Origin of the sequence: Pseudomonas sp. EA_35y_Pfl2_R111 (assembly GCF_963970955.1) — a bacterium.
In the GTDB taxonomy this organism is placed as follows: Bacteria; Pseudomonadota; Gammaproteobacteria; order Pseudomonadales; family Pseudomonadaceae; genus Aquipseudomonas.
In genome coordinates this window covers 114,361-139,795 of sequence record NZ_CAXAOM010000003.1, presented here as the reverse complement: position 1 = coordinate 139,795, position 25,435 = coordinate 114,361, and the positions used below count along the sequence as shown (strand labels likewise).

Sequence of the window (25,435 nt, the reverse complement as noted above, 5' to 3'; positions counted from 1 at the left end):
CTACACCCGATCCAGCGGGCTCAAGACTGCAAAGCCACCACGATTGAGCACATGGGTATAAATCATCGTGGTCTTTACATCCGAGTGGCCAAGCAACTCCTGCACCGTGCGAATGTCCTGGCCACTCTCCAGCAAATGCGTGGCAAAGGAATGGCGCAACGTATGCGGCGTGGCGTGCTTGATCAGCCCGGCACGCCGAGTAGCCTCGCGAACCGCACGCTGGATGGTTTTCTCATGTAAATGATGGCGGAAGATGCCTTTTGAACGTGGGTCGACCGAACGATTGACCGAGGGGAAGACAAACTGCCAACCCCACTCTGCGGCCGCATTCGGGTATTTGCGGGCAAGCGCAAAAGGCAGATTGGCCAAACCAAAACCCTCGGCTAAGTCCTTTTGGTGTAGTAACTCCGCCTTGCGCAAATGCTGCTGCAAGGGCAACACCAAACGCTGCGGCAACATGGTGACCCGGTCCTTCTGCCCCTTGCCATCGCGCACCAGAACCTCACCACGGGCGAAATCGACATCCTTGACCCGCAGGCGCAAGGCCTCCAACAAACGCAAACCCGCGCCATACAACAAACTGGCAACAATCCAGCGCACTCCATCCAGCTGCCCAAGGACCGCACTCACCTCTTCACGTGTCAGTACAACTGGCAAATGCTTGGGCTTTTTAGCCCGCACAATACCCTCCAGCCAGGGCAGCTCCAGCTTAAGCACCTCTTTATATAGAAACAGCAAGGCCGCCAACGCCTGATTCTGTGTAGAAGCCGATACATTACGTGCCACCGCCAGATGGGTAAGAAACGCCTCGATTTCTGCTGCTCCCATTTCTGCCGGGTGGCGATAACGGTGGAAGCGAATAAAGCGCTTTACCCATTCGGCATAGACAGTCTCTGTACGAATGGAATAGTTTCTGACTCGAATTTGCTGGCGTACCTGATCCAGCAGCTTGGGCTTGCCGTCATCCATGTCGCGTTTCTCCCTGAATGCTGTCGCGTTTCCCGCGACCACCTTCAAGCTAGACAAGGACTTCACAGACGACAAGGAAGCTTATGCGACACGCACCGCGAACCATCGCGACATACGTGTCGCCTAATTAATAGTTAGGCCTATGAAATCAAAATTGCGTACTCTCATAATCACCATTACTACATTGGGTCTTTTCGGGTGTGGTGAGCCGTACCGAGAAGAGGGTCGTATTTATGCGAAAGCTGCAATAGACGCAATCGAAAACTATCAAAACAATTCAGAAGAAAATCCGCAAATTGAAAAGCCATACTGGAACGATTGCGGAAATGAATTTACATGCTTATTTTTATATAACACCAAAGACCAGAAATTAGTTGAAGCAATAGTTACTTCTCTTATTTCTGCAAACGAAAAAATCAAACATCCAGGCATCAAGCTAACCGTATACTCAACAGCACACAGCGAGCCAAAGGTTATTTTTCGTGAGATCACTATCAAATAGATCTACGTACAAAGCCTAACAAGTGGTTCAAACCGTTCGCTGCGCTCACTGGGACGGGCTAAAGCCCGCCCCTTAACCAAACGTTAGATGCCTTATGAAAATCAGCGCTAGGCAACAGATTGATCGCAAAAAGCTAACACCTCAGTTAGTTCATAAAGCGCTGAGCGCAGCTTTTCCAAAGAAAAATGACTATTCTCCAAGCGAAACCGGCTATGAGGAAGAGCTTTCCGAACTAATGCACTTCGGAATTTTGCACGCTAAAGATCTACGAATATTACTCAATAAGCATCGCAAGAAAATTCTAGAAATAGACCGATCACCGATGGATAAAGCTCATCAAAGAATGTACGCGAAGGAAATGGGCATAGAAAAATTTAACGATTTCATCCGCCGGCAATACTGGTTTGCTTACCCAGGCTTGTTGCGTTTAGCCTTAGAGCTTGAATTTGGCGAAGCATACGAATCCTTTTCCAATGTGCGCGACGGCATCTAACAATTGGTTCAAATCGTTCGCTTCGCTCACTGGGACGGGCTAAAGCCCGCCCCTTAACCAAACGTTAGGCGTCAAGAAGGAGAATCATGTCGAATTTACAGTTTGCATTTATAAATAAAAATGATGTACCGACAAAAGAATCTTGGCAAGAAGCAATAGATGCTCTTGGTTTCAAAATCAAACTAGAGCTTGATCCAGAATTGAAGCCACTAGAAGACGAAGGTTTCTGTCCTTGTAAGCTCAATGAAAAAGATGATGATGTAGGTTTCGAAATTTATAGTGAGCCAGCGGAAAATTTTTTTGAGAATGCAAACAATCTAAAAGAGATTGCTGGTAGTCGTGACTTTGTCATTATGTTTAGGTGGGGCTCTAGCATGGGGGACCTCGCCTGCACAATGATTGCTTGCTGTGCCTTAGCAAAATCATTTGGTGCAGTAATTTCTTATGGAGGCGAAGCGTCGTATCCTGACTATTAGTCTTTAGAGAAAGAAACTCTGGATATATTCAATGAAATTAAAACCGCCTAACAAACGGTTCAAACCGTTCGCTTCGCTCTCTGGGACGGGCTAAAGCCCGCCCCTTAACCAAACGTTATACGCCTACGGCAATTTAGCATTCAGTTATACATGGAGAGTAAATGAAGAAGAAAAGCAAAAGACCACTTGGCCTCAGAGTCTTTAATGCCCTCGGCGTAACGCTACTTCTGTCATCCGTGGTTTACATTCTAGTGGCGGGCTTCCATTCTGTTGCTATGGCTGCTGTAGCGCTTTCTATTGCAGGCGTAGCAACACCTGTTGTTCTCAGCGATGACGGCCCATTAGAAATGCTATTAGGTACTCTCGAAGCGATAGTCGACGGCGCCCTAGCTATAGTCGAAGGCATAACTAGTGCAATCTCTGGCCTGTTCGGTTAAACGTATAACAATTGGTTCAAATCGTTCGCTGCGCTCACTGGGACGGGCTAAAGCCCGCCCCTTAACCAAACGTTATGTGAATGCACACTATCCATACTAAGGAGCAGCCTAGGTGACAGGCAGTCAAATATTAATATATTTTTCCATTTTATCGATATCTATCTACTGCTTTAGCCTTTGGGCAGGCGGGAGAGTGCGAGAAAAATATAATGCCGCCACTAACGGGAAAACCTGTAAATTTGAAAAGAAATACTACGCATACAAAAAAGGCGACCCATATAGATTCATATATAGGCTATTTATGCCAACCACTCTGATTATTGGCGACTCTCATCTATATCTAGTTTGCAGCGGAAGATTCTCGTCATTCTACATGCATATTTCTGGAGTTTTGAACATAATAAACCTGTCCAACCTAAGTGTTAGTAAAGTCAACGAAACTACGCTTGAGATATCCTTTGAGGACGAGGGTGGATTCAAACAAGACTTGCGCTTATCTGGCCATGAGAACGAGCTAATTTTTGAGTTGCTTTCAGCCAAAACTGAACACACATAACAACTGGTTCAAACCGTTCGCTTCGCTCACTGGGACGGGCTAAAGCCCGCCCCTTAACCAAACGTTATGCATCTCAGGGTGATACATGAAAAATCTCGCCATCACAAAATTCAGCTGCACTACTGAGTACTCAACAAGCGAGATTGAAGAAGATCTTCCGGGCGAAAAAATTGAACGCTTGCGCGAAGAGATAACTGCATTATTTTCAAAATATGGGCTCAAATACCAATACAGCGAAACGCACTTCCTGAATAAGCAAAAATACTCAATTTGTAACTGCGAAAAATGCGGGCATTACATGGTTGATCGAGTAGCCAATCCAGCCGGGCTTGACCTACTCGACGATGATCAAATCATGATCTTTAACGGCGCGTTGCGAAACGGCAAATTGCTTTGTGAAGAGTGCTTACCATCAGGGCATCGGTGGTCAGCTGCATAACAAATGGTTCAAATCGCTTGCTCCGCTCGCTGGGACGGGCTAAAGCCCGCCCCTTAACCAAACGTTAGAAGCCACAAGGAAGTTATGCGCAATTTCACCAGCATCGCAATCGTAGTCGCCATCTCTATTGCTCATTACTCAATCATGGGTTACCTGGGCTACGATCCTTCACCTGAGTATGAAAATTTAATGGCTTGGTCTTTCGCGCTTATGGTTGCGTTGTGGTGCTTGGATGACGCAAAGAAATACAATTACCACCGCCCTTACGAGTTCGGCGCTTTTATTTTTTTCCTTTGGCCTATCGTATTACCGGCGTATCTCATTCACACGCGAGGCTGGCGAGGCACGTTCGTATTTTTGGGCTTCCTATTTATAGCGTTGCTACCTTACATTTGCGGTTGGGCTTCTTACTACGCAAGTCCTACTTACAGCGAGTATGGCGTCTAACTAGTGGTTCAAACCGTTCGCTGCGCTCACTGGGACGGGCTAAAGCCCGCCCCTTAACCAAACGTTAGGCATAGAGAAACTTAACTTTAATGCGCCAGGATTTAAGAAAGAACATTATCGATGTATGTGCGAAGAAAATATCCGCTAAGGGTGAGTCAGTTGGCGTTTCCTTTTACGCGTTCTTCGCAAATAAAAATGATGATCCAGAGCTTCTTATGGAGGCTGCAACATGGTGGATAAAAACCCACAAGCTGGATCATTTCGAGAAAGCTACAAAAATAAAGCTAATGGTTGAATCTGAGCTCTGATACATACAGCTATGAACAGACCATCATGCTGGCGCTGAGACGCTCAATACACCTAGAAGCGAAGAAACCGCATGAAACAACACTTAAAATTAAAAGCAATGTTGGCTATCGTGCTGTTTCCGCTTGTTAGGCTCGGCTCAAGCACGAGCCTAACAAGCGGCTCAAAGCACTCGATTCGCTCGTTGGGGCGGGCTAAAGCGAACCCCTTAACCAAACGTCAGGCCATCCAATGCCCGAGCTAGAAGTTTGCCCAAGATGTTCAGCAGAGTTTTCAGCCCGCAGCGCGCTGGTTTCTAGCGGAGTCCCTATCGGGTTCAACGTTTTTACTTTCTCGGATGTGTCAGTCATGGTGCGGTGCCCCGACTGCAAGCACGTTTTCTCGGCTCGCAAGCTCAAGCTTTTCGGATTTGTTTCGCCGAACGGCATTCGCTTGGTGCTTCTGGCGGTGATCGTGATGTGTATAGCGCTACTGGCTCTTTGATCTTTTTTTGGCAACTGTGGCCTAACAACTTATCCGAGCCGACAGCGCTCTTCGGTGCGGTTGAGCCCAAGCGTTAGGCGTATTCGCTGGAGGAATGGCAATGACAACAGTCGATGCGAAATCTCGATTCGAAGCAAAGCTGCTTCGGCCGGCAAAGCCTGGGAATGATGCGGCGTGGGCATTCGTGGTTCTGCCAAGAGAGGCCAGTGAACAACTTCCGCGACGAGGAAGGACGACTGTAGACGGCACCATCAATGGGCAGCCTTTCCGGGCAACCCTTGAGCCGGATGGTCAGCTGAGCCATTGGTTGCAGGTAAGTAGCGCGTTATACAAAGCCGCAGGTGCGGCCGTTGGGGATACCGTTACGCTCGAGCTAAGCCCTGTGAAGAAGGAGCCCGACCCTGAGATTCCAGCAGATTTTCAGGACGCCCTGGCAGCCGCTCCTGAGGCTCGTGACGTTTGGAACAAGACAACGACCCTCGCACGAGTAGATTGGATTCATTGGATCACGTCAGCCAAGCAACTGAAGACGCGCGCAAAACGCATTGCTGACGCCTGCGAGATGCTGGCATCTGGCAAGAAGCACGTTTGCTGCTTCGACCAGTCTGGTTACTACAGCAAGGCCTTCCGTGCGCCCGAGGCAGAAAAGTCTTAATACAACATGCCGCTGCAGACCTTACAGCGCGCTCGTCTGAGCTAACCGGCGCCGCGCAAGACTTCCCGCTGAAAACCCGGATAATGGCCGCCATTCGTTTAGCCCGTATTCTGGTAACCCCGCATGGAAATCAAGGTCAAGTTTCTCGACAACCTCCGACTTGAAGCCAAGTTCGATGACTTCACAGTGGTGGCGGACCAGCCCATCCGTTACAAGGGTGATGGCTCGGCGCCGGGGCCGTTTGATTACTTCCTGGCCTCCTCTGCGCTGTGCGCGGCGTACTTTGTGAAGCTGTATTGCGACACGCGCAATATCCCCACCGATAACATCCGCCTGTCGCAAAACAACATTGTTGACCCGGAAAACCGCTACCAGCAGATCTTCAAGATTCAGGTCGAGCTGCCGGCGGATATTTCCGAGAAGGATCGCCTGGGCATTCTGCGTTCCATCGACCGCTGCACGGTGAAGAAGGTGGTGCAAGCCGGGCCGGAGTTTGTGATCGAGGAGGTGGAAAACCTCGACGCCGATGCCCAGGCGCTGCTGATCCCTGCACTGACGACTGGCGAAGGTACGCGCATCCTCGGTAAGGACCTGCCGCTGGAAGAAACCATCGCCAATATGTCGGGGATCATGGCCAAGCTCGGCATGAAGATTGAGATCGCCTCGTGGCGCAATATCGTGCCCAACGTCTGGTCGCTGCATATCCGCGATGCGCATTCGCCGATGTGTTTTACCAACGGCAAGGGCGCGACCAAGGAAGGCGCCTTGGCGTCGGCGTTAGGCGAGTTTATCGAACGGCTGAACTGCAACTTCTTCTACAACGATCAGTTCTGGGGCGAAGACATCGCCAATGCAGCGTTTGTGCATTACCCGGACGAGCGCTGGTTCAAGCCAGGGCCCAAGGATGCGCTACCGGCGGAGATTCTCGACGAGTACTGCCTGGCGATTTACAACCCGGACCACGAGCTGCGCGGCTCGCACCTGTACGACACAAATTCCGGCAACACGCTGCGCGGCATCTGTTCGCTGCCGTTTGTGCGTCAGTCCGATGGCGAGGTGGTGTACTTCCCCTCCAACCTGATCGAAAACCTCTACCTCAGCAATGGCATGAGCGCCGGCAACACCCTGGCCGAGGCGCAGGTGCAGTGCCTATCGGAAATCTTCGAGCGCGCGGTAAAACGCGAAATCCTCGAAGGCGAGCTGTGCCTGCCGGACGTGCCGCAGGAGGTGCTGGCCAAGTACCCGGCCATCCTCGCCGGCATTCAGGGCCTGGAAGCCCAGGGCTTCCCGGTATTGGTGAAGGACGCCTCTTTGGGCGGCGAATTTCCGGTGATGTGCGTGACTCTGATGAACCCACGCACCGGCGGCGTGTTCGCCTCGTTCGGTGCGCACCCAAGCTTCGAGGTGGCGCTGGAACGCAGCCTGACCGAGCTGCTGCAGGGGCGCAGCTTCGAGGGTTTGAATGATCTGCCGCCGCCGACCTTTGAAAGCCAGGCGCTGATGGAGCCGAACAACTTCGTCGAGCACTTTATCGACTCCAGCGGTGTGGTGTCGTGGCGCTTCTTCAGTGCTAAAGCCGATTACGAATTCGTTGAGTGGGACTTCTCCAGCGAAGGCGAACAGGCCAACGCCGAGGAAGCCGCGACCCTGTTCAGCATTCTCGAGGGCATGGGTAAAGAAGCCTATATGGCGGTGTACGAGCATCTGGGCGCTACGGCCTGCCGCATCCTGGTGCCGGGCTATTCGGAGATTTACCCGGTCGAGGACCTGATCTGGGATAACACCAACAAGGCACTGCTGTTCCGCGCGGACATCCTCAACCTGCACAGCCTGAATGATCGTGGCCTCAAGTCCCTGCTGCGCAATCTGGAAAACAGCGATGTCGACGATTACACCGATATCACCACGCTGATCGGCGTCGAGTTCGACGACAACACGGTGTGGGGCCAGCTGACCATTCTTGAGTTGAAGCTGCTGATCAACCTCGCGCTGAAGAAATACGACGACGCCAAGGAGCTGGTCGAAACCTTCCTGCAGTACAACGACAACACCGTAGAGCGTGGCCTGTTCTATCAGGCGCTGAATGCCGCTATGGAAGTGCAGATGGACGATGAGCTGGAGATGAGCGACTTCGAGCCGAATTTGCGCCGCATGTTCGGCACGGAGCGGATGGACGCGGTGCTAGGCTCGTTGGGTGGCAGCGTGCGCTTCCACGGCCTGACGCCGACCAATATGCAGCTGGAAGGGCTCGACCGTCATCTGCGCTTGATTGAGAGCTACAAGAAGCTGCACGCCGCGCGGGCCAGAGTGGCCGCTGTATCGGGTTGAACGCATCAGATGCAGGTTTGCTGAACCCGCTCGCATCGTTTGCAATACTTATCGGGTACACAGCTCCGCTCATAGCTGAAATCCGCACACGAGGGAACGTATGAACTTTGTAATAGGGAACTTCAAATGGCTGATGCTGGTGTCCGGCGTGCTTACCGCCAGCATGTTCTACGGCCTGTTCGCCCCGCAGGCGGCGCTTGAGTCGATGTTTGGGACAAGCTTCGCCGGTCAGTTGGAATCCCTCGTGATTCGCAGCTGGTCGGCACTGGTTGGCCTGATGGGCGTGATCCTGATTTACGGTGCGCTGAACGTAAAACACCGCGCCTTCTGCGCCGCCATCGCGGCAACGAGCAAGGCGATTTTCGTCACCCTGGTGCTGGTGTATGGCCAGGCGTTTCTGAGCAAGGCTGCTGCGGCGATCATCATGGATATCCTGGTGATCAGCGCCACGCTTATCTTCCTGCTGGCGCTACGTATCAAGCGCTAGGGTGCATAGCGTCATATCATCCCGAAGTATCAGGGAGCCGTAGGGTGGATGACGCTGTTTTCATCCACCACGGTTGCCTGGCTGGTGGATGGGTGAAACGTCATCCACCCTACGTTTGCCGAGGCTTATGGCGCTGTGGCCAACACCGCGCAGTTGCGGCCCTGGTGCTTGGCTTGGTAGAGCAGGCGGTCCACTGTTTCGAGGAAGGCCTGGGGTTGGTCGAGCGGGCCGGGGGTCAGCGTGCCGACGCCGAGGCTTAAGGTCAGCAGTGGGCTGACCTGAGAATGGGCGTGCTGGATGTTCTGCTCTCGAATCAGCTGGCGGCAGCGCTCAGCGACCTGGGCGGCGGCCTGGGCAGTGGTTTCGGGCAGCAGCAGAACAAACTCTTCACCGCCATAGCGGGCCATCAGGTCACGCGGGCGCACGGCAGCGCCGCTCAAGGCCTGGCCGACACTTTTCAGGCAGTCGTCGCCCTGGATATGGCCGTAGTGGTCGTTATATTCCTTGAAATAGTCGATATCCAGCAGGATCAGTGACAGCGGCTGGCCGGTGCGCTGGGCGTTGCTCCATTCCACCTGCAGGCGGCTGTCGAACATACGCCGGTTGGCCACGCGGGTGAGGCCGTCGAGATAGGACAGCTCTTCGAGCTGTTGCTGCAATTGCAGCAGTTGCTGCTCGGTCTGTTTGCGCTCGCTGATATCGAACATAAAGCCGATCAGCGACTCGACCTCGCCGGCTTCGTTGCGCAGCACGTGCACCACATCGCGAATCCACACGTAGCTGCCGTCGTGGGTCAGGGCGCGGTAGTCGGCCTCATGGTCGGTGCCGGCCTGGGACTGCGACACGCAGAAGGCCACGACGCTGTCGCGGTCTTCGGGGTGCATGCGTTCGGCCCAGTCGTTGGCACTGACCCAACTGGCCTGCGGCCAGCCGAGCAGGGTTTCGATCTGTGGGCCGATATAAGCAAAGGTCATGCTCGCCCAATCGATTTTCCAGGGGATGGCCTTGGTCGATTCCAGCAGGGTCTTGTACACCGCGCTGTCAGTGCTGTTTGAATCGGTCATGAGGGCAATCCGGACGGCTGATAGCTGAGGTTGTAACCAAGAACAGCGGGCGGCGCAACATTGTCCGGGCTGACTGGCCAGTACTGGTAGCGGGGAAAGGAACGGCGGACGTGCTGGTTGCGCAGAATGCACAAGGGCCACGAATGTGGCCCTTGTGGGTTACCCCTGGATGCGATCAGGCATGCACCTGGGATGGGTCGCGACGGCTATCTGGCCCGTTCATCAGCGCAGCACCGGTGGTTTCATCCATGGCCTGCTGCAGGGCCTTTTTGCGCCGCTCTTCAGCGCGGTGAGCGAAGAACCACACCAGGAAAGTAGCGAGCGACACCGCCAACAGAATCAGGCTGGCCACGGCGTTGATTTCCGGCTTCACGCCCAGACGCACGGCGGAGAAGACTTCCATCGGCAAGGTGGTCGAACCCGGACCGGAGACGAAGCTGGCGAGTACCAGATCGTCCAGCGACAGGGCGAACGACATCATGCCGCCGGCTGCCAGCGAAGGCGCAATCATCGGGATGGTGATCAAAAAGAACACCTTCCACGGTTTGGCGCCCAGGTCCATGGCCGCTTCTTCGATGGACAGGTCCAGCTCACGCAGACGCGACGACACCACCACTGCCACGTAGGCAGAACAGAACGTGGTGTGAGCGATCCAGATGGTCAGCACGCCACGCTCGGCAGGCCAGCCGATCAGCTGGGCCATGGCCACGAACAGCAGCAGCAGCGACAGACCGGTGATCACCTCGGGCATTACCAGCGGCGCGGTGACCAGGCCACCGAACAGCGTGCGACCCTTGAAGCGGGTCACGCGGGTCAGCACGAAGGCGGCCATGGTGCCCAGCGCTACAGCGGCAATCGCGGTGTAGCAGGCGATCTCCAGCGAGCGCATCACCGCGTTCATCAGCTGGGTATTGTCGAGCAGGCCGACATACCACTTCACCGACCAGCCGCCCCACACCGTCACCAGCCGCGAGGCGTTGAACGAGTAGATCACCAGAATCAGCATCGGCAGGTAGATAAAGGTCAGACCGGCCCACAACATAAAGTTGGAGAAACTGAAACGCTTCATGGCCGGCCCTCCATTTCTTTCGCTTGGTTACGGTTGAACAGGATGATCGGAATGATCAGGATCGCCAGCATCACCACCGCCAGGGCAGAGGCTACCGGCCAGTCGCGGTTGTTGAAGAACTCCTGCCACAACACCTTGCCAATCATCAGGGTCTCCGGACCACCGAGCAGTTCGGGAATCACGAACTCACCCACCACCGGGATAAACACCAGCATGCAGCCAGCGATGATGCCGTTCTTGGCCAGCGGCACGGTGATTTTCCAGAAGCTGTTGTAGGTGCTCGAACCCAGGTCCGCAGCCGCTTCAAGCAGGCTTTGGTCGTGTTTAACTAGGTTGGCGAACAGCGGCAGGATCATAAATGGCAGGTACGAATAGACGATACCGATGTACACCGCCAGATTGGTGTTAAGGATCTGCAGCGGCTCGTTGATCACTCCCAGCCACATCAGGAAGGCATTGAGCAGGCCGTTGTTGCTGAGAATGCCCATCCAGGCATACACGCGGATCAGGATCGCCGTCCAGGTCGGCATCATGATCAGCAGCAACAGGACCATCTGCTTGTCCTTGTCGGCGCGGGCAATCGCATACGCCATGGGAAAGCCGATGATCAGGCAAAGCAAGGTGCTGATCGTGGCCATTTTCAAGGAGCCAAGGTAAGCGGCCAGGTACAGCGCATCTTCACTGAGGAAAATGTAGTTGCCCAGGTTGAGCACTAGCGTGAACTTGTTTTCCACCCAGGTGTACACGTCGGTGTACGGCGGGATGGCCACGTCGGCTTCGGCAAAGCTGATCTTCAGAACGATGAAGAACGGCAACATAAAGAACAGGAACAGCCAGAGGAACGGCACCCCGATAACCAGGTGCCGGCCCTTGGGCATACGGCGGCTGATGCTTCGGATAATGTTCATGAGCGCAATGCCACCCCGCTATCGTCCTCCCACCAGACGAATACTTCATCGTCCCAGGTAGGCCGTGCGCCACGCCGCTCCGCGTTGGCAACGAAGGATTGCACCACCTTGCCGCTCGGCAGCAGCACGTGGAATACCGAGTGACCGCCGAGGTAGGCGATGTCGTGCACAGTACCGCGCGACCAGTTGTATTCGCAGGTCGGTTGCTCGGTGGTGACCAGCAGCTTTTCCGGGCGGATGGCGTAGGTGATGCTCTTGTCCTGCACCGAAGTGCTGACGCCGTGGCCAACGTAGATGTTGCGCTCCAGATCCGGGCTTGAGATCAGCGCATGGCCTTCCATGTCTTCGACCACCTGGCCGTCGAACAGGTTGACGTTGCCGATAAATTCGCAGACCAGCCGGCTGGTAGGGGTTTCATAGATATCCACCGGGCTGCCAATCTGGGCGATCCAGCCGAGGTGCATGATGGCGATACGCTGGGCCATGGTCATGGCCTCTTCCTGATCGTGGGTCACCATCACGCAGGTCACGCCGACGCGTTCGATGATCTCGACAAGCTCAAGCTGCATTTGCGAGCGCAGCTTCTTGTCCAGAGCACCCATGGGTTCGTCGAGCAGCAGCAGTTTCGGCCGTTTGGCCAGCGAACGAGCCAGGGCCACGCGCTGACGCTGACCACCGGAAAGCTGATGCGGTTTGCGCCTGGCGTACTGGGTCATGTGCACCAGTTTGAGCATCTCTTCGACGCGGGCGTCGATTTCTGCCTTGGACATCTTGTCCTGCTTGAGACCGAAGGCGATGTTGTCAGCCACGCTCATGTGCGGGAACAGCGCGTAGGACTGGAACATCATGTTGATCGGCCGCTCGTAGGGCGGCAGGTCAGTGATGTCTTCACCATCGAGCAGGATGCGCCCTTCGGTAGGACGTTCGAAGCCGGCAAGCATACGCAGCAGGGTCGATTTACCCGAGCCGGAACCACCGAGCAGGGCGAAAATCTCACCCTTGTTGATGGTCAGCGAAACGTCATCCACCGCGATGGTTTCGTCGAACTTCTTGGTCACACGCTCGATCTTGACCAGCACCTCTTTCGGTTGCTGATCACCCTCGAGAACCTTTTTATAGGCACTGGAAGCAACTGCCATTACCAAAACTCCCGCAAAAAAGTGGGTCACTGACCCGAATAAAATCTGCCGCGCTTGACGCAGCGGGTCGTACGCCCAGGCCGGGCCTGGCGTACGCTGTGTTTCAGTTTCCGCTTATTGGCCCGATTTGATCTTCGACCAGGAGCGAGTCATGGCACGCTGGATCTTCGGCGGCAGCTCAGTGGAGATGTAGAGTTTGTCCAGCACGGCCTGCGATGGATAAACCGAAGGGTCGTTACGCACTTCCTGGTCCATCAGCTCGCCGGCCTTAGGGTTTGGGTTGGCGTAGCCGACATAATCGCTGACCGTGGCGATAACCGCGGGCTCAAGCAGGTAGTTGATAAAAGCGTGCGCTTCCTTGACGTTCTTCGCGTCGGCCGGGATGGCCATCATGTCGAACCACAAGTTGGCGCCTTCCTTGGGAATGCTGTAGGCAATCTCGATGCCCTTGCCCGCTTCCTCGGCGCGTGCAGCCGCCTGGAATACGTCGCCCGAGTAGCCGAACGCCACGCAGATGTTGCCATTGGCCAGGTCGCCGATGTACTTGGAGCTGTGGAAGTAGGTGACGTAAGGACGCACGGCCATCAGCTTGGCTTCGGCCTTCTTGTAGTCCTCTGGATCGGTGCTGCGCGGGTCGAGGCCCATGTAGTTGAGGACGGACGGGAACATCTCGTCTGGAGAGTCCATAAAGGCAACGCCGCAAGCGCTGAGCTTCTTCAGATTCTCTGGTTCGAAGAGCATGGCCCAGGAGTCGATCTCGTCGACACCGAGCACTTCCTTGATTTTGGCCACGTTGTAGCCAATACCGTTGGTGCCCCACAGGTACGGCACCGAATACAGGTTACCGGGATCGTTGACTTCCAGTTGCTTGAGCAGCACCGGGTCAAGATTCTCCCAGTTCGGCAGCAGACTGCGATCGAGCTTCTGGAACGCGCCCGCCTTGATCTGCTTGCCGAGGAAATGGTTGGACGGCACCACAATGTCGTAGCCGGAACGGCCCGCCAGCAGTTTGCCTTCCAGGGTTTCGTTGGAGTCAAACACGTCGTACATGGCTTTGATGCCGGTAGCCTTCTGGAAATCGGCTAGGGTGGTTTCGCCGATATAGTCAGACCAGTTGTAGACATTGACCACAGGCTCGGCGGCTTGCACGGCGCTGATGCTGACGGCGGCGGCCAGTAGGCCAGCCAGAAGTGGAGTACGACGCATAGGAGCTTCCTTATTGTTGTGGGTGAATGCGGCGGAGCAACCCGCCGCACACCGTTAGGGCTATGGCATTACTGACCCGATTTGATCTTGGTCCAGCTACGGTTCATCGCGCGTTGCGCGTTAGCTGGCAGATCCGGGAAGGTGTAGATCTTGGCCATGGTGGCCGCGTCCGGGTAGATGCCCGGGTCGTTACGCAGGGCTTCGTCAACCAGCGGGGTGGCCGCCGCGTTGCCGTTCGGGAACTGCACGAAGTTGGTGATGTTGGCCATAACCTCTGGCTTCATCAGGTAGTTGAGGAACACGTGAGCGGCTTCGACGTTTTTCGCATCAGCCGGGATGGCCATCATGTCGAAGAAGCTGCCAGCACCTTCTTTCGGGATGCTGTAGGAAATGTTCACGCCGTTCTTGGCTTCTTCAGCACGGGACTTGGACTGGTACAGGTCGCCCGAGTAGCCGATGGCCACGCAGATGTTGCCGTTGGCCAGGTCGCCGATGTACTTGGAGCTATGGAAGTAGGAAGTCGAAGGGCGGATCGAGAGGAACAGTTCTTCGGCTTTCTTCAGCTCGCCGGCATCGGTGCTGTCGGGCTTGAAGCCCAGGTAGTTGAGCGCGGCGGGGATGATTTCGGTCGGCGAATCAAGGAAGGACACACCGCAGTCTTTCAGCTTGGCGATGTTTTCCGGCTTGAACACCAAATCCCAGGAATTGACCGGAGCGTCTTCGCCCAGTGCGGCCTTGACCTTGTCTACGTTGTAACCGATACCGATGGTGCCCCACATATAGGGGATCGAGTACTGGTTGCCCGGATCGCTTGGGTCGAGGGCCTTAAGCAGGCTTTTGTCGAGGTTTTCCCAGTTCGGCAGCTTGGACTTGTCCAGCTTCTGGAACACACCGGCCTTGATTTGCTTGGCCAGGAACGGGTTGGACGGAACGACGATGTCGTAACCGGAGCTGCCGGCCAGCAGTTTGGCTTCCAGGGTTTCGTTGCTGTCAAAGACGTCGTAGACGACCTTGATGCCGGTTTCTTTCTGGAAGTTGTCGAGCGTGTCTTCTGCGATGTAGTCGGACCAGTTGTAAACGTGCAGGACCTTGTCATCCGCGTGTGCGGCACTTACTACGGCCCCAGCTAGGGACAACGCGAGAAGGGTTTTGCCGAATGTGTTCATGCGTACAGCTCCTGTTGTTGTAGTCGTTTTCCGGAAGATGCGCAGCCATCTGCAACACCTTCCGGCGAGCCTGACCTACGCAGTGGCGCAGTCTGGCAAGGTCATACCCCGGTTGACAACATTCAGACGTAAGCATCTGAAACCAAAGGCTATTAAACCTTAACCCAGCACCTCTGCAGCGGTCAGGTCGAGGCATTTACGGGCCTTTTCCAGCAGTTCGTCGATCTCAGCAAAGCTGATTACCAGCGGCGGCGAAATGATCATGGTGTCGCCCACGGCGCGCATGATCAGACCATTAGTAAAGCAGTGCTTGCGGCACACCATGCCAACGCTCACATCCGCGCTGAAGCGCTGGCGGCTGGCTTTGTCCTGCACCAGCTCAATGGCGCCCAACATACCGACGCCGCGTACTTCCCCTACTAAAGGGTGATCGGCCAACTCACGCAGACGCTTTTGCAAATACGGTGCCGTTTCTGTCTGGACCCGCTCAACAATCTTCTCCTCGCGCAGAATGCGCAGGTTCTCCAGCGCCACAGCAGCAGCGACCGGGTGCCCGGAGTAGGTGAAGCCGTGATTGAAGTCACCGCCCTGGTTGAGCACCTCGACGATATCGTCGCGCACGATCAGCCCGCCCATGGGGATGTAGCCGCTGGTCAGGCCCTTGGCGATGGTCATCATGTGCGGGGTGTTACCGAAGTAATCGCTGCCGAACCACTCGCCGGTACGGCCAAACCCGCAGATCACTTCATCGGCAACAAACAGGATGTCGTACTTGGCGAGGATTTCGCGGATGCGCGGCCAGTAGCTGTCCGGCGGGATGATCACCCCGCCCGCGCCCTGGATCGGCTCGGCAATAAAGGCAGCGACATTCTCTTCGCCGACTTCGAGGATCTTCTGCTCCAGCTGATCGGCGGCCCAAATGCCGAATTCCTCGGGGCTCATATCGCCGCCTTCGCCGAACCAGTACGGCTGCGGGATGTGCACGATGCCCGGAATTGGCAGGTCGCCCTGCTCGTGCATGTACTTCATGCCGCCTAGGCTGGCGCCGGCTACGGTAGAGCCGTGGTAGCCGTTAACCCGGCTGATGATCACCTTCTTGTTTGGCTGCCCCTTGATCGCCCAGTAATGGCGCACCATGCGCAGCATGGTGTCGTTGCCTTCCGAGCCGGAACCGGTGAAGAACACGTGATTCATGCCCTGCGGGGCCAAGTCGGCAATCGCTTTGGCCAGCTCCAGCGCCGGCGGCGTGGCGGTCTGGAAGAACATGTTGTAGTAGGGCAGCTCTTGCATCTGTCTCGCGGCGGCGTCTGCCAGTTCCTTGCGGCCATAACCAATCGCCACACACCAGAGCCCGGCCATGGCATCGAGGATCTTGTTGCCCTCGCTGTCCCACAAGTACACGCCGTCGGCCTTAGTGATGATGCGCGGCCCAGTTTCCGCCAGCTGTTTAAAATCGCTGAACGGCGCGAGGTGGTGTTCGCGGCTCATGGCCTGCCACTCGCGGGTTTTCGGGTTGGTCGCTTGACTGTTCATAACAACACCTTGATTACGCAGGCTGCGCATTGCAGCCCGATAAAAATTCTTGGCGGTTGGCGCAGGGATCACCCACGCCAACCACCGGATCGTTACACCGACAGCAGCAGGAACTCACGCTCCCAGGAGCTGATGACCCGCTTGTAGTTTTCGTGCTCGGCGCGCTTCACCGCGACGTAGCCACGCATAAACTTCTCACCCAGGTACTTCTCGGCGTCCTTACAGGCTTCCATGCGCTCCAGTGCGTGCTCGATGGTGATCGGCAGGCGCAGATTGCGGCGCTCGTAGGCGCGGCCCTTGACCGGTGCGCTCGGCTTGATGTCGCCAACCATGCCCATGTAGCCGCACAGCAGCGAAGCCGCCAGCACCAGATACGGGTTGGCATCGGCACCGGCCAAGCGGTTTTCCACCCGACGGTTCTGCGGCGTGGCTTCCGGTACGCGCAAACCTACTGTGCGGTTCTCTTCGCCCCACTCGACGTTTACCGGCGCCGAGGTGTCTGGCAGGAAGCGGCGGAACGAATTGACGTTCGGCGCGAACAGCGGCAATAGCTCGGGGATGTACTTCTGCAGACCACCGATGTGCTGCATAAATAGCTCACTCATGCTGCCATCAGGATTGGAGAACAGATTCTTACCGGTTTTGATATCCACCACACTCTGGTGGATATGCATGGCACTGCCGGGCTGGTCAGTAATCGGCTTGGCCATAAAGGTCGCAGCCACATCATGCTTGAGCGATGCTTCACGCATGGTGCGTTTGAACACAGTGATCTGATCGGCCAGATGCAGAGCCTCGCCGTGACGGAAGTTGATTTCCATCTGCGCCGGGCCGTCTTCGTGGATCAGCGTATCAAGGTCCAGGCCCTGGATTTCGCACCAGTCGTAGACGTCTTCGAACAGTGGGTCGAATTCGTTGGCGGCATCGATGGAGAACGACTGCCGGCCCACTTCGGGACGACCGGAGCGGCCCATCGGGGCGACCAGGGGGAAGTCCGGGTCGCTGTTGCGCTTGGTCAGGTAGAACTCCATTTCCGGCGCGACGATTGGCTTCCAGCCCTTGTCTGCGTAGAGCTTGAGCACATTCTTGAGAATGTTGCGCGGCGACAGCTCAATCGGGTTGCCCTGTTTGTCGAAGGTGTCGTGGATCACCATCGCAGTCGGCTCAATGGCCCAGGGCACCAGGAATACGGCGTTCTCGTCCGGGCGGCAGAACATGTCGATGTCCGCCTCATCGAGCAAGTCGTAATAGATGTCGTCCTCGACGTAGTCGCCGGTCACGGTCTGCAGCAGCACACTCTCGGGGAGGCGCATGCCTTTCTCGTCGAGGAACTTGTTGGTCGGCGAAATCTTGCCACGGGCAATGCCGGTGAGATCGCTGATCAGGCATTCAACTTCGGTGATTTTGCGTTCTTTCAGCCAGCTCGAAAGCTGGTCTAATTTGGTGCTCATAGAGACCTCAGGGTTGGTTAGAGCCGACCTATATATAGTCGGCTCAGCGTTGCCCCGCCGTCTTCCTGCAAGCCTCACCAAAGGCCTGGAAGATGGCGAGATAATTCGGGTTGGATCGTACCTGCCATTCAGGGTGCCATTGCACCCCCAATGCGAAGCTTTTGGCACCTTCGACGGAGAAGGCTTCGATCAACCCGTCAGGCGCCAGTGCTTCTACGCGAAGGCCCGGCGCCAGACGCTGAACGCCCTGGCCATGAATGGAATTGACTTGAATCTCGTCCGGCAAGCCGATGCCGGCGAGCAGCCCGCCCGACTGCACATGCAGCGCGTGACGCAGGCCATATTGTTGTTCTGCGCACAGGTCCGCAGGTTCGCGGTGATCCATCAGGCCGTCGACCTCGTGCACTTGCTGGTGCAACGTGCCACCAAAGGCTACGTTCATTTCCTGAAAACCACGGCAAATACCCAGCACCGGGATACCGGCGGCAATTGCTGCTTTAATCAGAGGAAGGGTCGTGCTGTCACGCGCCGGGTCATGGGCGGTGCCAGGTGCGCTGGCGTCACCCGCATAATGGTGCGGTTCAACATTCGATGGCGAGCCGGTAAACACCAGGCCATCGAGATGCTGCAGCAGGTAAGCCTGATCAAGCTGCTCGCCCAGTGCGGGAATGATCACTGGCATACCCTCCACCACCTGAACGATGGCTTGGAGGTATTTATCGCCTGCGGTGTGGTAGATGTTGTGCCCGATCTGCTTGGTGCAGGCACTAACGCCGATAATCGGCTGGCGCGACATGAGACACCCGTTTTATTGCTGTTATGGGTTTCGACCGAGCTTAGCCTTGTTCATTTTTTTTCACAATAGTCATGTAAAAAATTGAACACACCCGACTGAGCACCCCGGCAGGCAAGGCTTCCAGCAGGGCCACACTGCCCTGCAATGCCCTAAAACTGGCCATCGAGCCCTCTTTTGGGGCAAAATGCGCCTCTCTTGACAGCATCTGGTGTTTAAGATTGACTCACACCCGTGCAGTTGCATGATTGATATTTTTAACAAAAAAGGTGTTGCATCATGTCGGTACCCCCGCGTGCCGTTCAGCTTAATGAAGCGAACGCGTTCCTTAAGAAACATCCTGAGGTCCTGTTCGTCGACCTTCTGATCGCAGATATGAATGGTGTGGTGCGCGGCAAGCGTATCGAGCGTGCGAGCCTGCATAAGGTTTACGAACGCGGCATTAATCTCCCGGCTTCTCTATTCGCCCTGGATATCAACGGTTCGACGGTGGAAAGCACCGGCCTGGGTCTGGATATCGGCGACGCAGACCGGGTCTGCTTTCCCATCCCCAACACCCTGTGCAATGAGCCATGGCAGAAGCGCCCAACCGCGCAACTGTTGATGACCATGCATGAAATGGAAGGCGAGCCGTTCTTTGCCGACCCACGGGAAGTGTTGCGTCAGGTGGTTGCGAAGTTCGACGAACTGGGCCTTACCATTTGCGCAGCCTTTGAAATCGAGTTCTACCTGATCGACCAGGCCAACGTGAACGGCCGCCCACAGCCGCCGCTGTCGCCGCTGTCGGGCAAACGCCCACAGTCGACCCAGGTGTACCTGATCGACGACCTCGACGAATATGCCGAGTGCCTGCAGGACATCCTCGAAGGCGCCAAGGAGCAGGGCATCCCTGCTGACGCCATCGTCAAGGAAAGCGCTCCGGCGCAATTCGAGGTCAACCTGCACCACGTCGCCGACCCGATCAAGGCCTGCGACCACGCGCTGCTGCTTAAGCGCCTGATCAAGAACATCGCCTACGACCATGAGATGGACACCACCTTCATGGCCAAGCCTTACCCCAACCAGGCGGGCAACGGGCTGCACGTGCATATCTCGATCCTCGACAAGCAGGGCAACAACATCTTCGCCTGCGACGACCCGGTACAGAACGACGCGCTGCGCCACGCCATCGGCGGCGTGCTGGAAACCATGCCGGCCTCGATGGCTTTCCTCTGCCCGAACGTCAACTCCTACCGTCGTTTCGGCGCCCAGTATTACGTGCCGAACTCGCCATGCTGGGGCATCGACAACCGCACCGTAGCGCTGCGCGTACCGAATGACACGGCCGATGCCGTGCGCATCGAACACCGTGTTGCCGGCGCCGATGCCAACCCTTACCTGCTGATGTCGGCCGTACTGGCGGGCGTGCACCACGGCCTGACCAACAAGATCGAGCCAAGCGCACCGGTGGAAGGCAACTCCTACGAGCAGAACGAACAAAGCCTGCCGAACAACCTGCGCGATGCCCTGCGCGAACTGGACGACAGTGAAGTGCTGGCCCGTTATATCGACCCGAAATACATCGATATCTTCGTCGCCTGTAAAGAAAGCGAGTTGGCCGAGTTTGAAAACTCGATCTCCGACCTCGAATACAACTGGTACTTGCACACGGTTTGATGCAACACCCAAACGCCGGCCTTTGAGCCGGCGTTTTCTATTCCACACGCTGCGCAGCACCCGCCCTTTTATTCACGCCTCGGCGTGATGACGGGCAACCTGCGCCGCGAATTCCTGCTGACGCGACATCACCTTATTCAGGAGATCTCCATGCCTCGCCTGTTTGCCTCACTGCTGCTTGCCCTGACGTCACTGCTGGCCAGCGCCGAAGAGATGATTCGCGTCTACAACTGGAACGACTACATCGCCCCGCAGGTGCTCACGGATTTCGAGGCTGAAACCGGCATTCACGTGGAATACCACACCTACAGCACCGCCGAAGAGCTGGAAGCCGCACTGGCCAGCGGCGAAGCCATCGATGTTGCCGTGCCTTCGCATGATGCCCTGCCGGCGATGATCAAGAACGGCACCCTGCAACCGCTGGATGTCAATCTGCTGCCCAACCGCAAACATCTCGACAAACAGCTGCTCAGCACTCTGGTCGCCCTCGACCCGGCCAACCGCCACGCCCTGCCCTACCTATGGGGTGCCGTAGGCCTGGCGATCAACACGCCGCAGGCCGAAGCAGCCTTTGGCGGCCCGCTGCCCAATAGCTGGAGCCTGCTGTTTGATGATGAGCAAAGCGCGCGCCTGGCCAGCTGCGGCATCAGCGTGCTGGATGCCCCAGACGAGACCCTGACCCTGCTGCTCAACTATCAGGGCCGCAGCCTGGCACGTAGCGCGCCAAGCCGCATCGAGCGCTCCAGTAAGGTATTGGATGGTTTGCGGCCGAACCTGCGTTACGTCGACAGCGAGCGTTATATTGATGACCTCAATCAGGGCAAGCTGTGCGTGGCCATGGCCTGGGTCGGCGATGCCCTGGCAGCCGCCGACGCGGGTCAGCCGGTGCGCTTTCTGGTGCCGGATGAGGGCTCGATTCTGTTTATCGACAACCTGGTGATTCCCAGCAGCGCCAAGCGCCCCGACCTTGCGCATCGCTTTATCAACTACCTGATGCAGCCCAAGGTCGCCGCACTGATCACCGCCGAAACCCTGTACCCCAGCGGCAATGCCGATTCCCGCGAGTTTCTCGACGAAGCCCTGCGCAATCAGCCGGATCTCTATCCGGACCGCGACACCAAACGCCGCCTGCACCCGCTGGAAACCCTGCCAGAAAAGCACAGCGCTACCCGCGATGCCGTATGGACGCGCTTTCGGGATGGCAGTTGAGTGCTGTGAGAGGAGCCCGGATGTAATCCGGGCTCCCGCAAAAAGCCTACAGCGCAACGGCGGTTACTTGACCAGCTGACGCCAGGCTTTTAGCGAACCGATGGTCAGCAGCTGCGCCTTGCGCGCAGCCAGCACGTCTGGATCGATGGACTGGTTGGCCAATTCAACCAACTTGTTCAGCTCACCGTACAAGCGGTCGACTTCCGGCACCTCCAGCACCCCACGGGCCAGATGCAACCAGACCAGCAGGCGCTCGATACGCGGCAGCTGCTCGGCGAGGTCTTCCGGCTGCTGCTGATAACGGCGTAGTTGCAGAGCGGCGCCTTCTTCGGCAATCAGGGTCGGCAGCCAGTTGCCCAGCGGCGCAGCGCCCTGACGATTGCCGCGGTTGTTACGCTCCACGGTCCAGCTGCGCGCCAATAGCCAGCGCGAAAGGTTCAGCGAAAACAACCCCCAACGATTGCCCTGCAGTTCCGCCGCGAACAACGCTGGGGCGTTCTTGCGCAGGCTGTCATCGTCCTGGCCGGCCAGGACGCGCGGGCGCCATTCCAGCAGCAAGGCATCCAGCAGTTCGCGCAAGGCATGGCTGCTGGCACGTGGCGCGGCCTGGCCCAGGCTGCTGAGCAGCGCACGCAGGCCGATCAGTTGCTCCAACCAGTCGACCAGCAAACGCCAGTGGCCATTGAACCGGTACTGCTCGGCCAGGCGCTGGCTACTGCCCAGCAGGTGCCAGCCCAGTGCCGCGACGCTGTCATCCAGGCTGGTTTCGCCAGTCAGCTGCGGGGCAGGCAGGTTCAGGCTGTAGCTGCCTGCATCGAACAGCCGATAACCGCGCTCAGCCTTGCTGATATCGCAGGGCATCAGCGCCAGGTCAGCCGCCAGCTCGGCGGCCAGTTCCAGCAGCGCCTCAGGCTCACCCTGACGCAGCTCCAGTTCCAGCTCGCAAATTTCTTCTTCGCCTTCACCGGCAATCACTTTACCGAGGTCCAACGCGGCCTCGATGACCACCTTGGCCTTGCCACGGCCCCAGGCGATTTCCGCCTTCTCGCGGATAAAGTCGGTGGTGAAGATCGGCACCAGCTGCTTCTTGTCCAGCTCAGCCAGGGCTGCCGGCCAGCAGCTGTCATCAAGTTTTTTCAGGTCCAGCTTGGCCTTGGCCAGGTTCCAGTCCCACTCATTGCGCTCGGACAAACCGGCCACGCTCTGCCCACGGGTTTTCAGGGTCTGGATAAGCTGCTCACCGTCACGGCGCACGCGCAGAGCCACCTTGGCCGCAGCCAAATCACGCTCGGGCGTATCAAAGTACTGATTGAACAGTTCGCGCTGCTCCCAACCACTCTTGTTGCGCTTCTTCAGCAACGGGTGATCACGCAGGGCGGCCAGGGTTGCACGGCTAACCCGCAGTTTGATTTCGGTTTCTTTGTTCATGATGATGGGGATCAACGCCTACTATGAAATGTGACAGTCCGATTACCTGCGCTGGCGAGCCTGCGGACTGATCCGTATACTTGCCGCCTTCTTAACGCCGGGGTTCACCCTATGCCAGTCAATCCATTTGCCAGCCTGTTTGGCCGTTCACCGATTGGGCCAATGCAAAAACACTTTGCCAAAGCCCACGAGTGCGCAGCCAATCTGGTGCCCTTCTTCGAAGCCGTGATGGTGGAAGATTGGGCCAAGGTGGAACAGGTACAACAGGAAATGGCCAGCCTCGAAAATGAGGCCGATAAGCTCAAGAAAAGCGTGCGCCTGCACCTGCCAAAGAGCCTGTTCCTGCCCGTGCCGCGCTCGGATCTGCTTGAGCTGCTGAGTGTACAGGACAAAGTCGCCAATCGCGCCAAGGACATCGCCGGCCTGATGCTCGGCCGCGAAATGGCTATTCCGCAGGCTTTGCAGCCACTGATGCGCACCTTTGTGCAACGCACCGTGGATGCCAGCGCCCAGGCGCTGAAAGCCATGAACGAACTCGATGAATTGCTGGAAACCGGCTTTGGTGGCCGTGAGGCAGCACTGGTTGAATCCATGGTCATGGAACTGGAGCAAATCGAACGCGACACCGACAAGATGCAAATCGAAGTCCGCCGGGCGCTGTTCAAACTGGAGAAGGACCTTCCTCCTGTCGATGTGATGTTCCTCTACCAGATCATCGAATGGATCGGCGACGTAGCCGACCGCGCCGAACGTGTCGGCAACCGACTGGAACAACTGCTGGCGCGCTAAGCGCCAGTGTCCTTTCTGGAATCTACGGATTAATTATTTATGTCTCTGATTGCGGACTACGGCCTCGTATTGCTGCTGCTTGCCTGCCTCTTTGGTTTTTTCATGGCCTGGGGTGTGGGCGCCAATGACGTGGCGAACGCCATGGGCACATCGGTGGGCTCACGCGCACTGACCATCAAACAGGCGATCCTGATCGCCATGGTCTTCGAGTTTGCCGGCGCCTATCTGGCTGGCGGTGAGGTGACCGACACCATTAAGAACGGCATTGTCGATGCGACGATGATCACCCCGGACCTGATGGTGCTGGGCATGATGTCGGCGCTGCTGGCTGCTGGCACATGGCTGTTGGTGGCGTCCACCCGCGGCTGGCCGGTGTCTACTACCCATTCCATTGTCGGCGCGGTGATCGGCTTTGCCGCCGTGGGCGTGTCCATGGATGCAGTGAATTGGGGCGGCGTTGGCCCAATCGTCGCTAGCTGGGTGATATCGCCGGTGCTGTCCGGTTTCGTCGCCTTTGGTCTGTTTGTCAGCGTACAGAAGCTGATCATCGATACCGACAACCCCTTCTTGAATGCCAAGCGCTTTGTGCCGCTGTATATGTTCGCCACCGGCTTTATGGTCAGCATCATGACCTTGACCAAAGGTCTAAAGCATATCGGCCTGGACCTCTCCAGCACAGACGGCTTTCTTCTTTCGCTGGGTGTAGGCGCGGTGGTGATGTTGCTGGGCGTTGCTCTGCTGAGCCGGATCAAGGTCGACGTCGAAGCGGACAAAGACTTCCACTACGCCAGCGTAGAAAAAGTCTTTGCCGTACTGATGATCTTCACCGCGTGCTCCATGGCCTTCGCCCACGGGTCCAACGACGTGGCCAATGCCGTCGGTCCGCTGGCCGCGATTGTCGGGGTGATTCAGTCCGGTGGTGAAATGGCCATCGGCGCCAAATCTGCAGTGCCAAGCTGGGTACTGCTGCTCGGTGCCGTGGGTATCGTCATCGGCCTGGCGACTTACGGCTACAAGGTAATCGCCACCATCGGCAAAGAAATTACCGAGCTCACCCCAAGCCGTGGTTTCGCCGCCGAACTGGCCACCGCCACCACCGTGGTCGGTGCCTCGGCCATCGGCCTGCCGGTTTCCACCACCCACACCCTGGTCGGTGCGGTACTCGGTGTAGGTTTGGCGCGCGGTATCGGCGCATTGAACCTGGGCGTGATCGGCAAGATCTTTATGTCCTGGCTGATCACCCTGCCGGTGGGCGCCGCGCTGTCGATTTTCTTCTTCTATATCCTGCGCGGCGTTTTCCTCTAAGAACCTATCTACGATCTGCTACGCGTCGGCCCTGCGGCGTTAAAAACAGGCTCGGAATGCTCATGTACAACTCGTACACTCCGCTTCCTCGCCTGTTTTTGCCTTGCAGGGCTCTAGCTCGCCAGATCGTAAACAGATTCT

The 25,435-nt window shown here is 56.7% G+C and carries 24 protein-coding genes; 13 read left to right on the top strand and 11 right to left on the bottom strand.

What is annotated here, in order from left to right:
• Complete coding sequence (locus AACY25_RS13570; RefSeq protein WP_339525705.1) at nucleotides 1–969, bottom strand: integron integrase; 969 nt, start codon at nucleotides 967–969, stop codon at nucleotides 1–3.
• 142 nt (nucleotides 970–1,111) lie between these two features.
• On the opposite strand from AACY25_RS13570, the gene AACY25_RS13565 reads away from it, so the two are divergent.
• The 9 genes from AACY25_RS13565 to AACY25_RS13525 all read left to right on the top strand — a co-directional run bounded on the left by AACY25_RS13565 (nucleotide 1,112) and on the right by AACY25_RS13525 (nucleotide 8,578).
• Nucleotides 1,112–1,471, top strand: a complete 360-nt coding sequence (locus AACY25_RS13565; protein WP_339525200.1) for a hypothetical protein — start codon at nucleotides 1,112–1,114, stop codon at nucleotides 1,469–1,471.
• Nucleotides 1,472–1,565: 94 nt separating this feature from the next.
• Nucleotides 1,566–1,964, top strand: a complete 399-nt coding sequence (locus AACY25_RS13560) for a hypothetical protein (RefSeq protein WP_339525198.1) — start codon at nucleotides 1,566–1,568, stop codon at nucleotides 1,962–1,964.
• An 86-nt stretch (nucleotides 1,965–2,050) separates the two neighbouring features.
• Nucleotides 2,051–2,440 carry a hypothetical protein gene (locus AACY25_RS13555; protein ID WP_339525196.1) on the top strand — a complete coding sequence of 130 codons (390 nt, stop codon included), beginning with the start codon at nucleotides 2,051–2,053 and terminating at the stop codon, nucleotides 2,438–2,440.
• A gap of 161 nt (nucleotides 2,441–2,601) precedes the next feature.
• Complete coding sequence (locus tag AACY25_RS13550; protein WP_339525195.1) at nucleotides 2,602–2,877, top strand: hypothetical protein; 276 nt, start codon at nucleotides 2,602–2,604, stop codon at nucleotides 2,875–2,877.
• A 641-nt stretch (nucleotides 2,878–3,518) separates the two neighbouring features.
• Nucleotides 3,519–3,872, top strand: coding sequence for a hypothetical protein (locus AACY25_RS13545; RefSeq protein WP_339525194.1), 354 nt, complete (start codon nucleotides 3,519–3,521; stop codon nucleotides 3,870–3,872).
• 536 nt (nucleotides 3,873–4,408) lie between these two features.
• Nucleotides 4,409–4,627 carry a DUF6500 family protein gene (locus AACY25_RS13540; RefSeq protein WP_339525192.1) on the top strand — a complete coding sequence of 73 codons (219 nt, stop codon included), beginning with the start codon at nucleotides 4,409–4,411 and terminating at the stop codon, nucleotides 4,625–4,627.
• Between the two features lie 581 nt (nucleotides 4,628–5,208).
• Entirely contained in the window at nucleotides 5,209–5,763 is a 555-nt protein-coding gene (locus tag AACY25_RS13535) for a YdeI/OmpD-associated family protein (protein WP_339525190.1), read from the top strand.
• Between the two features lie 123 nt (nucleotides 5,764–5,886).
• Complete coding sequence (locus AACY25_RS13530) at nucleotides 5,887–8,091, top strand: OsmC domain/YcaO domain-containing protein (RefSeq protein WP_339525188.1); 2,205 nt, start codon at nucleotides 5,887–5,889, stop codon at nucleotides 8,089–8,091.
• Nucleotides 8,092–8,191: 100 nt separating this feature from the next.
• Nucleotides 8,192–8,578, top strand: a complete 387-nt coding sequence (locus AACY25_RS13525) for a hypothetical protein (protein ID WP_339525186.1) — start codon at nucleotides 8,192–8,194, stop codon at nucleotides 8,576–8,578.
• A 125-nt stretch (nucleotides 8,579–8,703) separates the two neighbouring features.
• On the opposite strand, the gene AACY25_RS13520 is transcribed toward AACY25_RS13525, so the two are convergent.
• The 9 genes from AACY25_RS13520 to AACY25_RS13480 all read right to left on the bottom strand — a co-directional run bounded on the left by AACY25_RS13520 (nucleotide 8,704) and on the right by AACY25_RS13480 (nucleotide 18,910).
• Nucleotides 8,704–9,642 carry a sensor domain-containing diguanylate cyclase gene (locus AACY25_RS13520; RefSeq protein ID WP_339525184.1) on the bottom strand — a complete coding sequence of 313 codons (939 nt, stop codon included), beginning with the start codon at nucleotides 9,640–9,642 and terminating at the stop codon, nucleotides 8,704–8,706.
• 175 nt (nucleotides 9,643–9,817) lie between these two features.
• The gene (locus AACY25_RS13515; RefSeq protein ID WP_339525182.1) at nucleotides 9,818–10,711 is read right to left on the bottom strand and encodes an ABC transporter permease subunit; all 894 of its coding nucleotides are present in this window, start codon (nucleotides 10,709–10,711) and stop codon (nucleotides 9,818–9,820) included.
• A complete protein-coding gene (locus AACY25_RS13510) occupies nucleotides 10,708–11,589 on the bottom strand; it encodes an ABC transporter permease subunit (protein ID WP_339525703.1) in 882 nt (293 codons plus the stop codon). The genes AACY25_RS13515 and AACY25_RS13510 overlap by 4 nt, the downstream gene beginning before the upstream one ends.
• 26 nt (nucleotides 11,590–11,615) lie before the next feature.
• The gene (gene potA, locus AACY25_RS13505) at nucleotides 11,616–12,758 is read right to left on the bottom strand and encodes a polyamine ABC transporter ATP-binding protein (RefSeq protein WP_339525180.1); all 1,143 of its coding nucleotides are present in this window, start codon (nucleotides 12,756–12,758) and stop codon (nucleotides 11,616–11,618) included.
• A gap of 114 nt (nucleotides 12,759–12,872) precedes the next feature.
• Nucleotides 12,873–13,964: a polyamine ABC transporter substrate-binding protein gene (locus AACY25_RS13500; RefSeq protein ID WP_339525179.1), complete on the bottom strand. Its 1,092-nt coding sequence runs from the start codon at nucleotides 13,962–13,964 to the stop codon at nucleotides 12,873–12,875.
• A gap of 68 nt (nucleotides 13,965–14,032) precedes the next feature.
• The gene (locus AACY25_RS13495) at nucleotides 14,033–15,130 is read right to left on the bottom strand and encodes an extracellular solute-binding protein (protein ID WP_339525178.1); all 1,098 of its coding nucleotides are present in this window, start codon (nucleotides 15,128–15,130) and stop codon (nucleotides 14,033–14,035) included.
• A 159-nt stretch (nucleotides 15,131–15,289) separates the two neighbouring features.
• The gene (locus tag AACY25_RS13490) at nucleotides 15,290–16,663 is read right to left on the bottom strand and encodes an aspartate aminotransferase family protein (protein WP_339525177.1); all 1,374 of its coding nucleotides are present in this window, start codon (nucleotides 16,661–16,663) and stop codon (nucleotides 15,290–15,292) included.
• A 92-nt stretch (nucleotides 16,664–16,755) separates the two neighbouring features.
• Entirely contained in the window at nucleotides 16,756–18,114 is a 1,359-nt protein-coding gene (locus tag AACY25_RS13485; protein WP_339525176.1) for a glutamine synthetase family protein, read from the bottom strand.
• Between the two features lie 43 nt (nucleotides 18,115–18,157).
• Nucleotides 18,158–18,910: a gamma-glutamyl-gamma-aminobutyrate hydrolase family protein gene (locus AACY25_RS13480; RefSeq protein WP_339525175.1), complete on the bottom strand. Its 753-nt coding sequence runs from the start codon at nucleotides 18,908–18,910 to the stop codon at nucleotides 18,158–18,160.
• A 276-nt stretch (nucleotides 18,911–19,186) separates the two neighbouring features.
• Between AACY25_RS13480 and AACY25_RS13475 the strand changes: the two genes are divergently transcribed.
• Nucleotides 19,187–20,563, top strand: a complete 1,377-nt coding sequence (locus AACY25_RS13475; protein ID WP_339525174.1) for a glutamine synthetase family protein — start codon at nucleotides 19,187–19,189, stop codon at nucleotides 20,561–20,563.
• A gap of 150 nt (nucleotides 20,564–20,713) precedes the next feature.
• Nucleotides 20,714–21,772 (top strand): extracellular solute-binding protein, encoded by a 1,059-nt coding sequence (locus tag AACY25_RS13470; protein WP_339525172.1) that lies wholly within the window; start codon nucleotides 20,714–20,716, stop codon nucleotides 21,770–21,772.
• Between the two features lie 63 nt (nucleotides 21,773–21,835).
• Here the strand turns inward: AACY25_RS13470 and AACY25_RS13465 are convergent, their stop codons facing one another.
• Nucleotides 21,836–23,200, bottom strand: coding sequence for a CYTH domain-containing protein (locus AACY25_RS13465; RefSeq protein ID WP_339525171.1), 1,365 nt, complete (start codon nucleotides 23,198–23,200; stop codon nucleotides 21,836–21,838).
• A gap of 111 nt (nucleotides 23,201–23,311) precedes the next feature.
• Between AACY25_RS13465 and AACY25_RS13460 the strand changes: the two genes are divergently transcribed.
• Together AACY25_RS13460 and AACY25_RS13455 are read left to right on the top strand one after the other, a co-directional pair.
• The gene (locus AACY25_RS13460) at nucleotides 23,312–23,989 is read left to right on the top strand and encodes a TIGR00153 family protein (RefSeq protein WP_339409593.1); all 678 of its coding nucleotides are present in this window, start codon (nucleotides 23,312–23,314) and stop codon (nucleotides 23,987–23,989) included.
• Nucleotides 23,990–24,028: 39 nt separating this feature from the next.
• Entirely contained in the window at nucleotides 24,029–25,294 is a 1,266-nt protein-coding gene (locus AACY25_RS13455) for an inorganic phosphate transporter (RefSeq protein ID WP_339525170.1), read from the top strand.
• Nucleotides 25,295–25,435: the final 141 nt, after the last annotated feature.

Excerpts from the sequence above, each read along its gene's own strand:
- AACY25_RS13545 (WP_339525194.1), top strand. The coding sequence starts at position 3,519 with ATGAAAAATCTCGCCATCACAAAATTCAGCTGCACTACTGAGTACTCA.
- AACY25_RS13455 (WP_339525170.1), top strand. The coding sequence starts at position 24,029 with ATGTCTCTGATTGCGGACTACGGCCTCGTATTGCTGCTGCTTGCCTGC.
- AACY25_RS13495 (WP_339525178.1), bottom strand. The coding sequence starts at position 15,130 with ATGAACACATTCGGCAAAACCCTTCTCGCGTTGTCCCTAGCTGGGGCC.
- AACY25_RS13480 (WP_339525175.1), bottom strand. The coding sequence starts at position 18,910 with ATGTCGCGCCAGCCGATTATCGGCGTTAGTGCCTGCACCAAGCAGATC.
- AACY25_RS13475 (WP_339525174.1), top strand. The coding sequence starts at position 19,187 with ATGTCGGTACCCCCGCGTGCCGTTCAGCTTAATGAAGCGAACGCGTTC.
- AACY25_RS13490 (WP_339525177.1), bottom strand. The coding sequence starts at position 16,663 with ATGAACAGTCAAGCGACCAACCCGAAAACCCGCGAGTGGCAGGCCATG.
- AACY25_RS13465 (WP_339525171.1), bottom strand. The coding sequence starts at position 23,200 with ATGAACAAAGAAACCGAAATCAAACTGCGGGTTAGCCGTGCAACCCTG.
- AACY25_RS13560 (WP_339525198.1), top strand. The coding sequence starts at position 1,566 with ATGAAAATCAGCGCTAGGCAACAGATTGATCGCAAAAAGCTAACACCT.
- AACY25_RS13525 (WP_339525186.1), top strand. The coding sequence starts at position 8,192 with ATGAACTTTGTAATAGGGAACTTCAAATGGCTGATGCTGGTGTCCGGC.
- AACY25_RS13520 (WP_339525184.1), bottom strand. The coding sequence starts at position 9,642 with ATGACCGATTCAAACAGCACTGACAGCGCGGTGTACAAGACCCTGCTG.
- AACY25_RS13530 (WP_339525188.1), top strand. The coding sequence starts at position 5,887 with ATGGAAATCAAGGTCAAGTTTCTCGACAACCTCCGACTTGAAGCCAAG.
- AACY25_RS13460 (WP_339409593.1), top strand. The coding sequence starts at position 23,312 with ATGCCAGTCAATCCATTTGCCAGCCTGTTTGGCCGTTCACCGATTGGG.
- AACY25_RS13540 (WP_339525192.1), top strand. The coding sequence starts at position 4,409 with ATGCGCCAGGATTTAAGAAAGAACATTATCGATGTATGTGCGAAGAAA.
- AACY25_RS13555 (WP_339525196.1), top strand. The coding sequence starts at position 2,051 with ATGTCGAATTTACAGTTTGCATTTATAAATAAAAATGATGTACCGACA.
- AACY25_RS13500 (WP_339525179.1), bottom strand. The coding sequence starts at position 13,964 with ATGCGTCGTACTCCACTTCTGGCTGGCCTACTGGCCGCCGCCGTCAGC.
- AACY25_RS13510 (WP_339525703.1), bottom strand. The coding sequence starts at position 11,589 with ATGCCCAAGGGCCGGCACCTGGTTATCGGGGTGCCGTTCCTCTGGCTG.
- AACY25_RS13570 (WP_339525705.1), bottom strand. The coding sequence starts at position 969 with ATGGATGACGGCAAGCCCAAGCTGCTGGATCAGGTACGCCAGCAAATT.
- AACY25_RS13550 (WP_339525195.1), top strand. The coding sequence starts at position 2,602 with ATGAAGAAGAAAAGCAAAAGACCACTTGGCCTCAGAGTCTTTAATGCC.
- AACY25_RS13565 (WP_339525200.1), top strand. The coding sequence starts at position 1,112 with ATGAAATCAAAATTGCGTACTCTCATAATCACCATTACTACATTGGGT.
- AACY25_RS13515 (WP_339525182.1), bottom strand. The coding sequence starts at position 10,711 with ATGAAGCGTTTCAGTTTCTCCAACTTTATGTTGTGGGCCGGTCTGACC.
- AACY25_RS13485 (WP_339525176.1), bottom strand. The coding sequence starts at position 18,114 with ATGAGCACCAAATTAGACCAGCTTTCGAGCTGGCTGAAAGAACGCAAA.
- AACY25_RS13535 (WP_339525190.1), top strand. The coding sequence starts at position 5,209 with ATGACAACAGTCGATGCGAAATCTCGATTCGAAGCAAAGCTGCTTCGG.
- potA (WP_339525180.1), bottom strand. The coding sequence starts at position 12,758 with ATGGCAGTTGCTTCCAGTGCCTATAAAAAGGTTCTCGAGGGTGATCAG.
- AACY25_RS13470 (WP_339525172.1), top strand. The coding sequence starts at position 20,714 with ATGCCTCGCCTGTTTGCCTCACTGCTGCTTGCCCTGACGTCACTGCTG.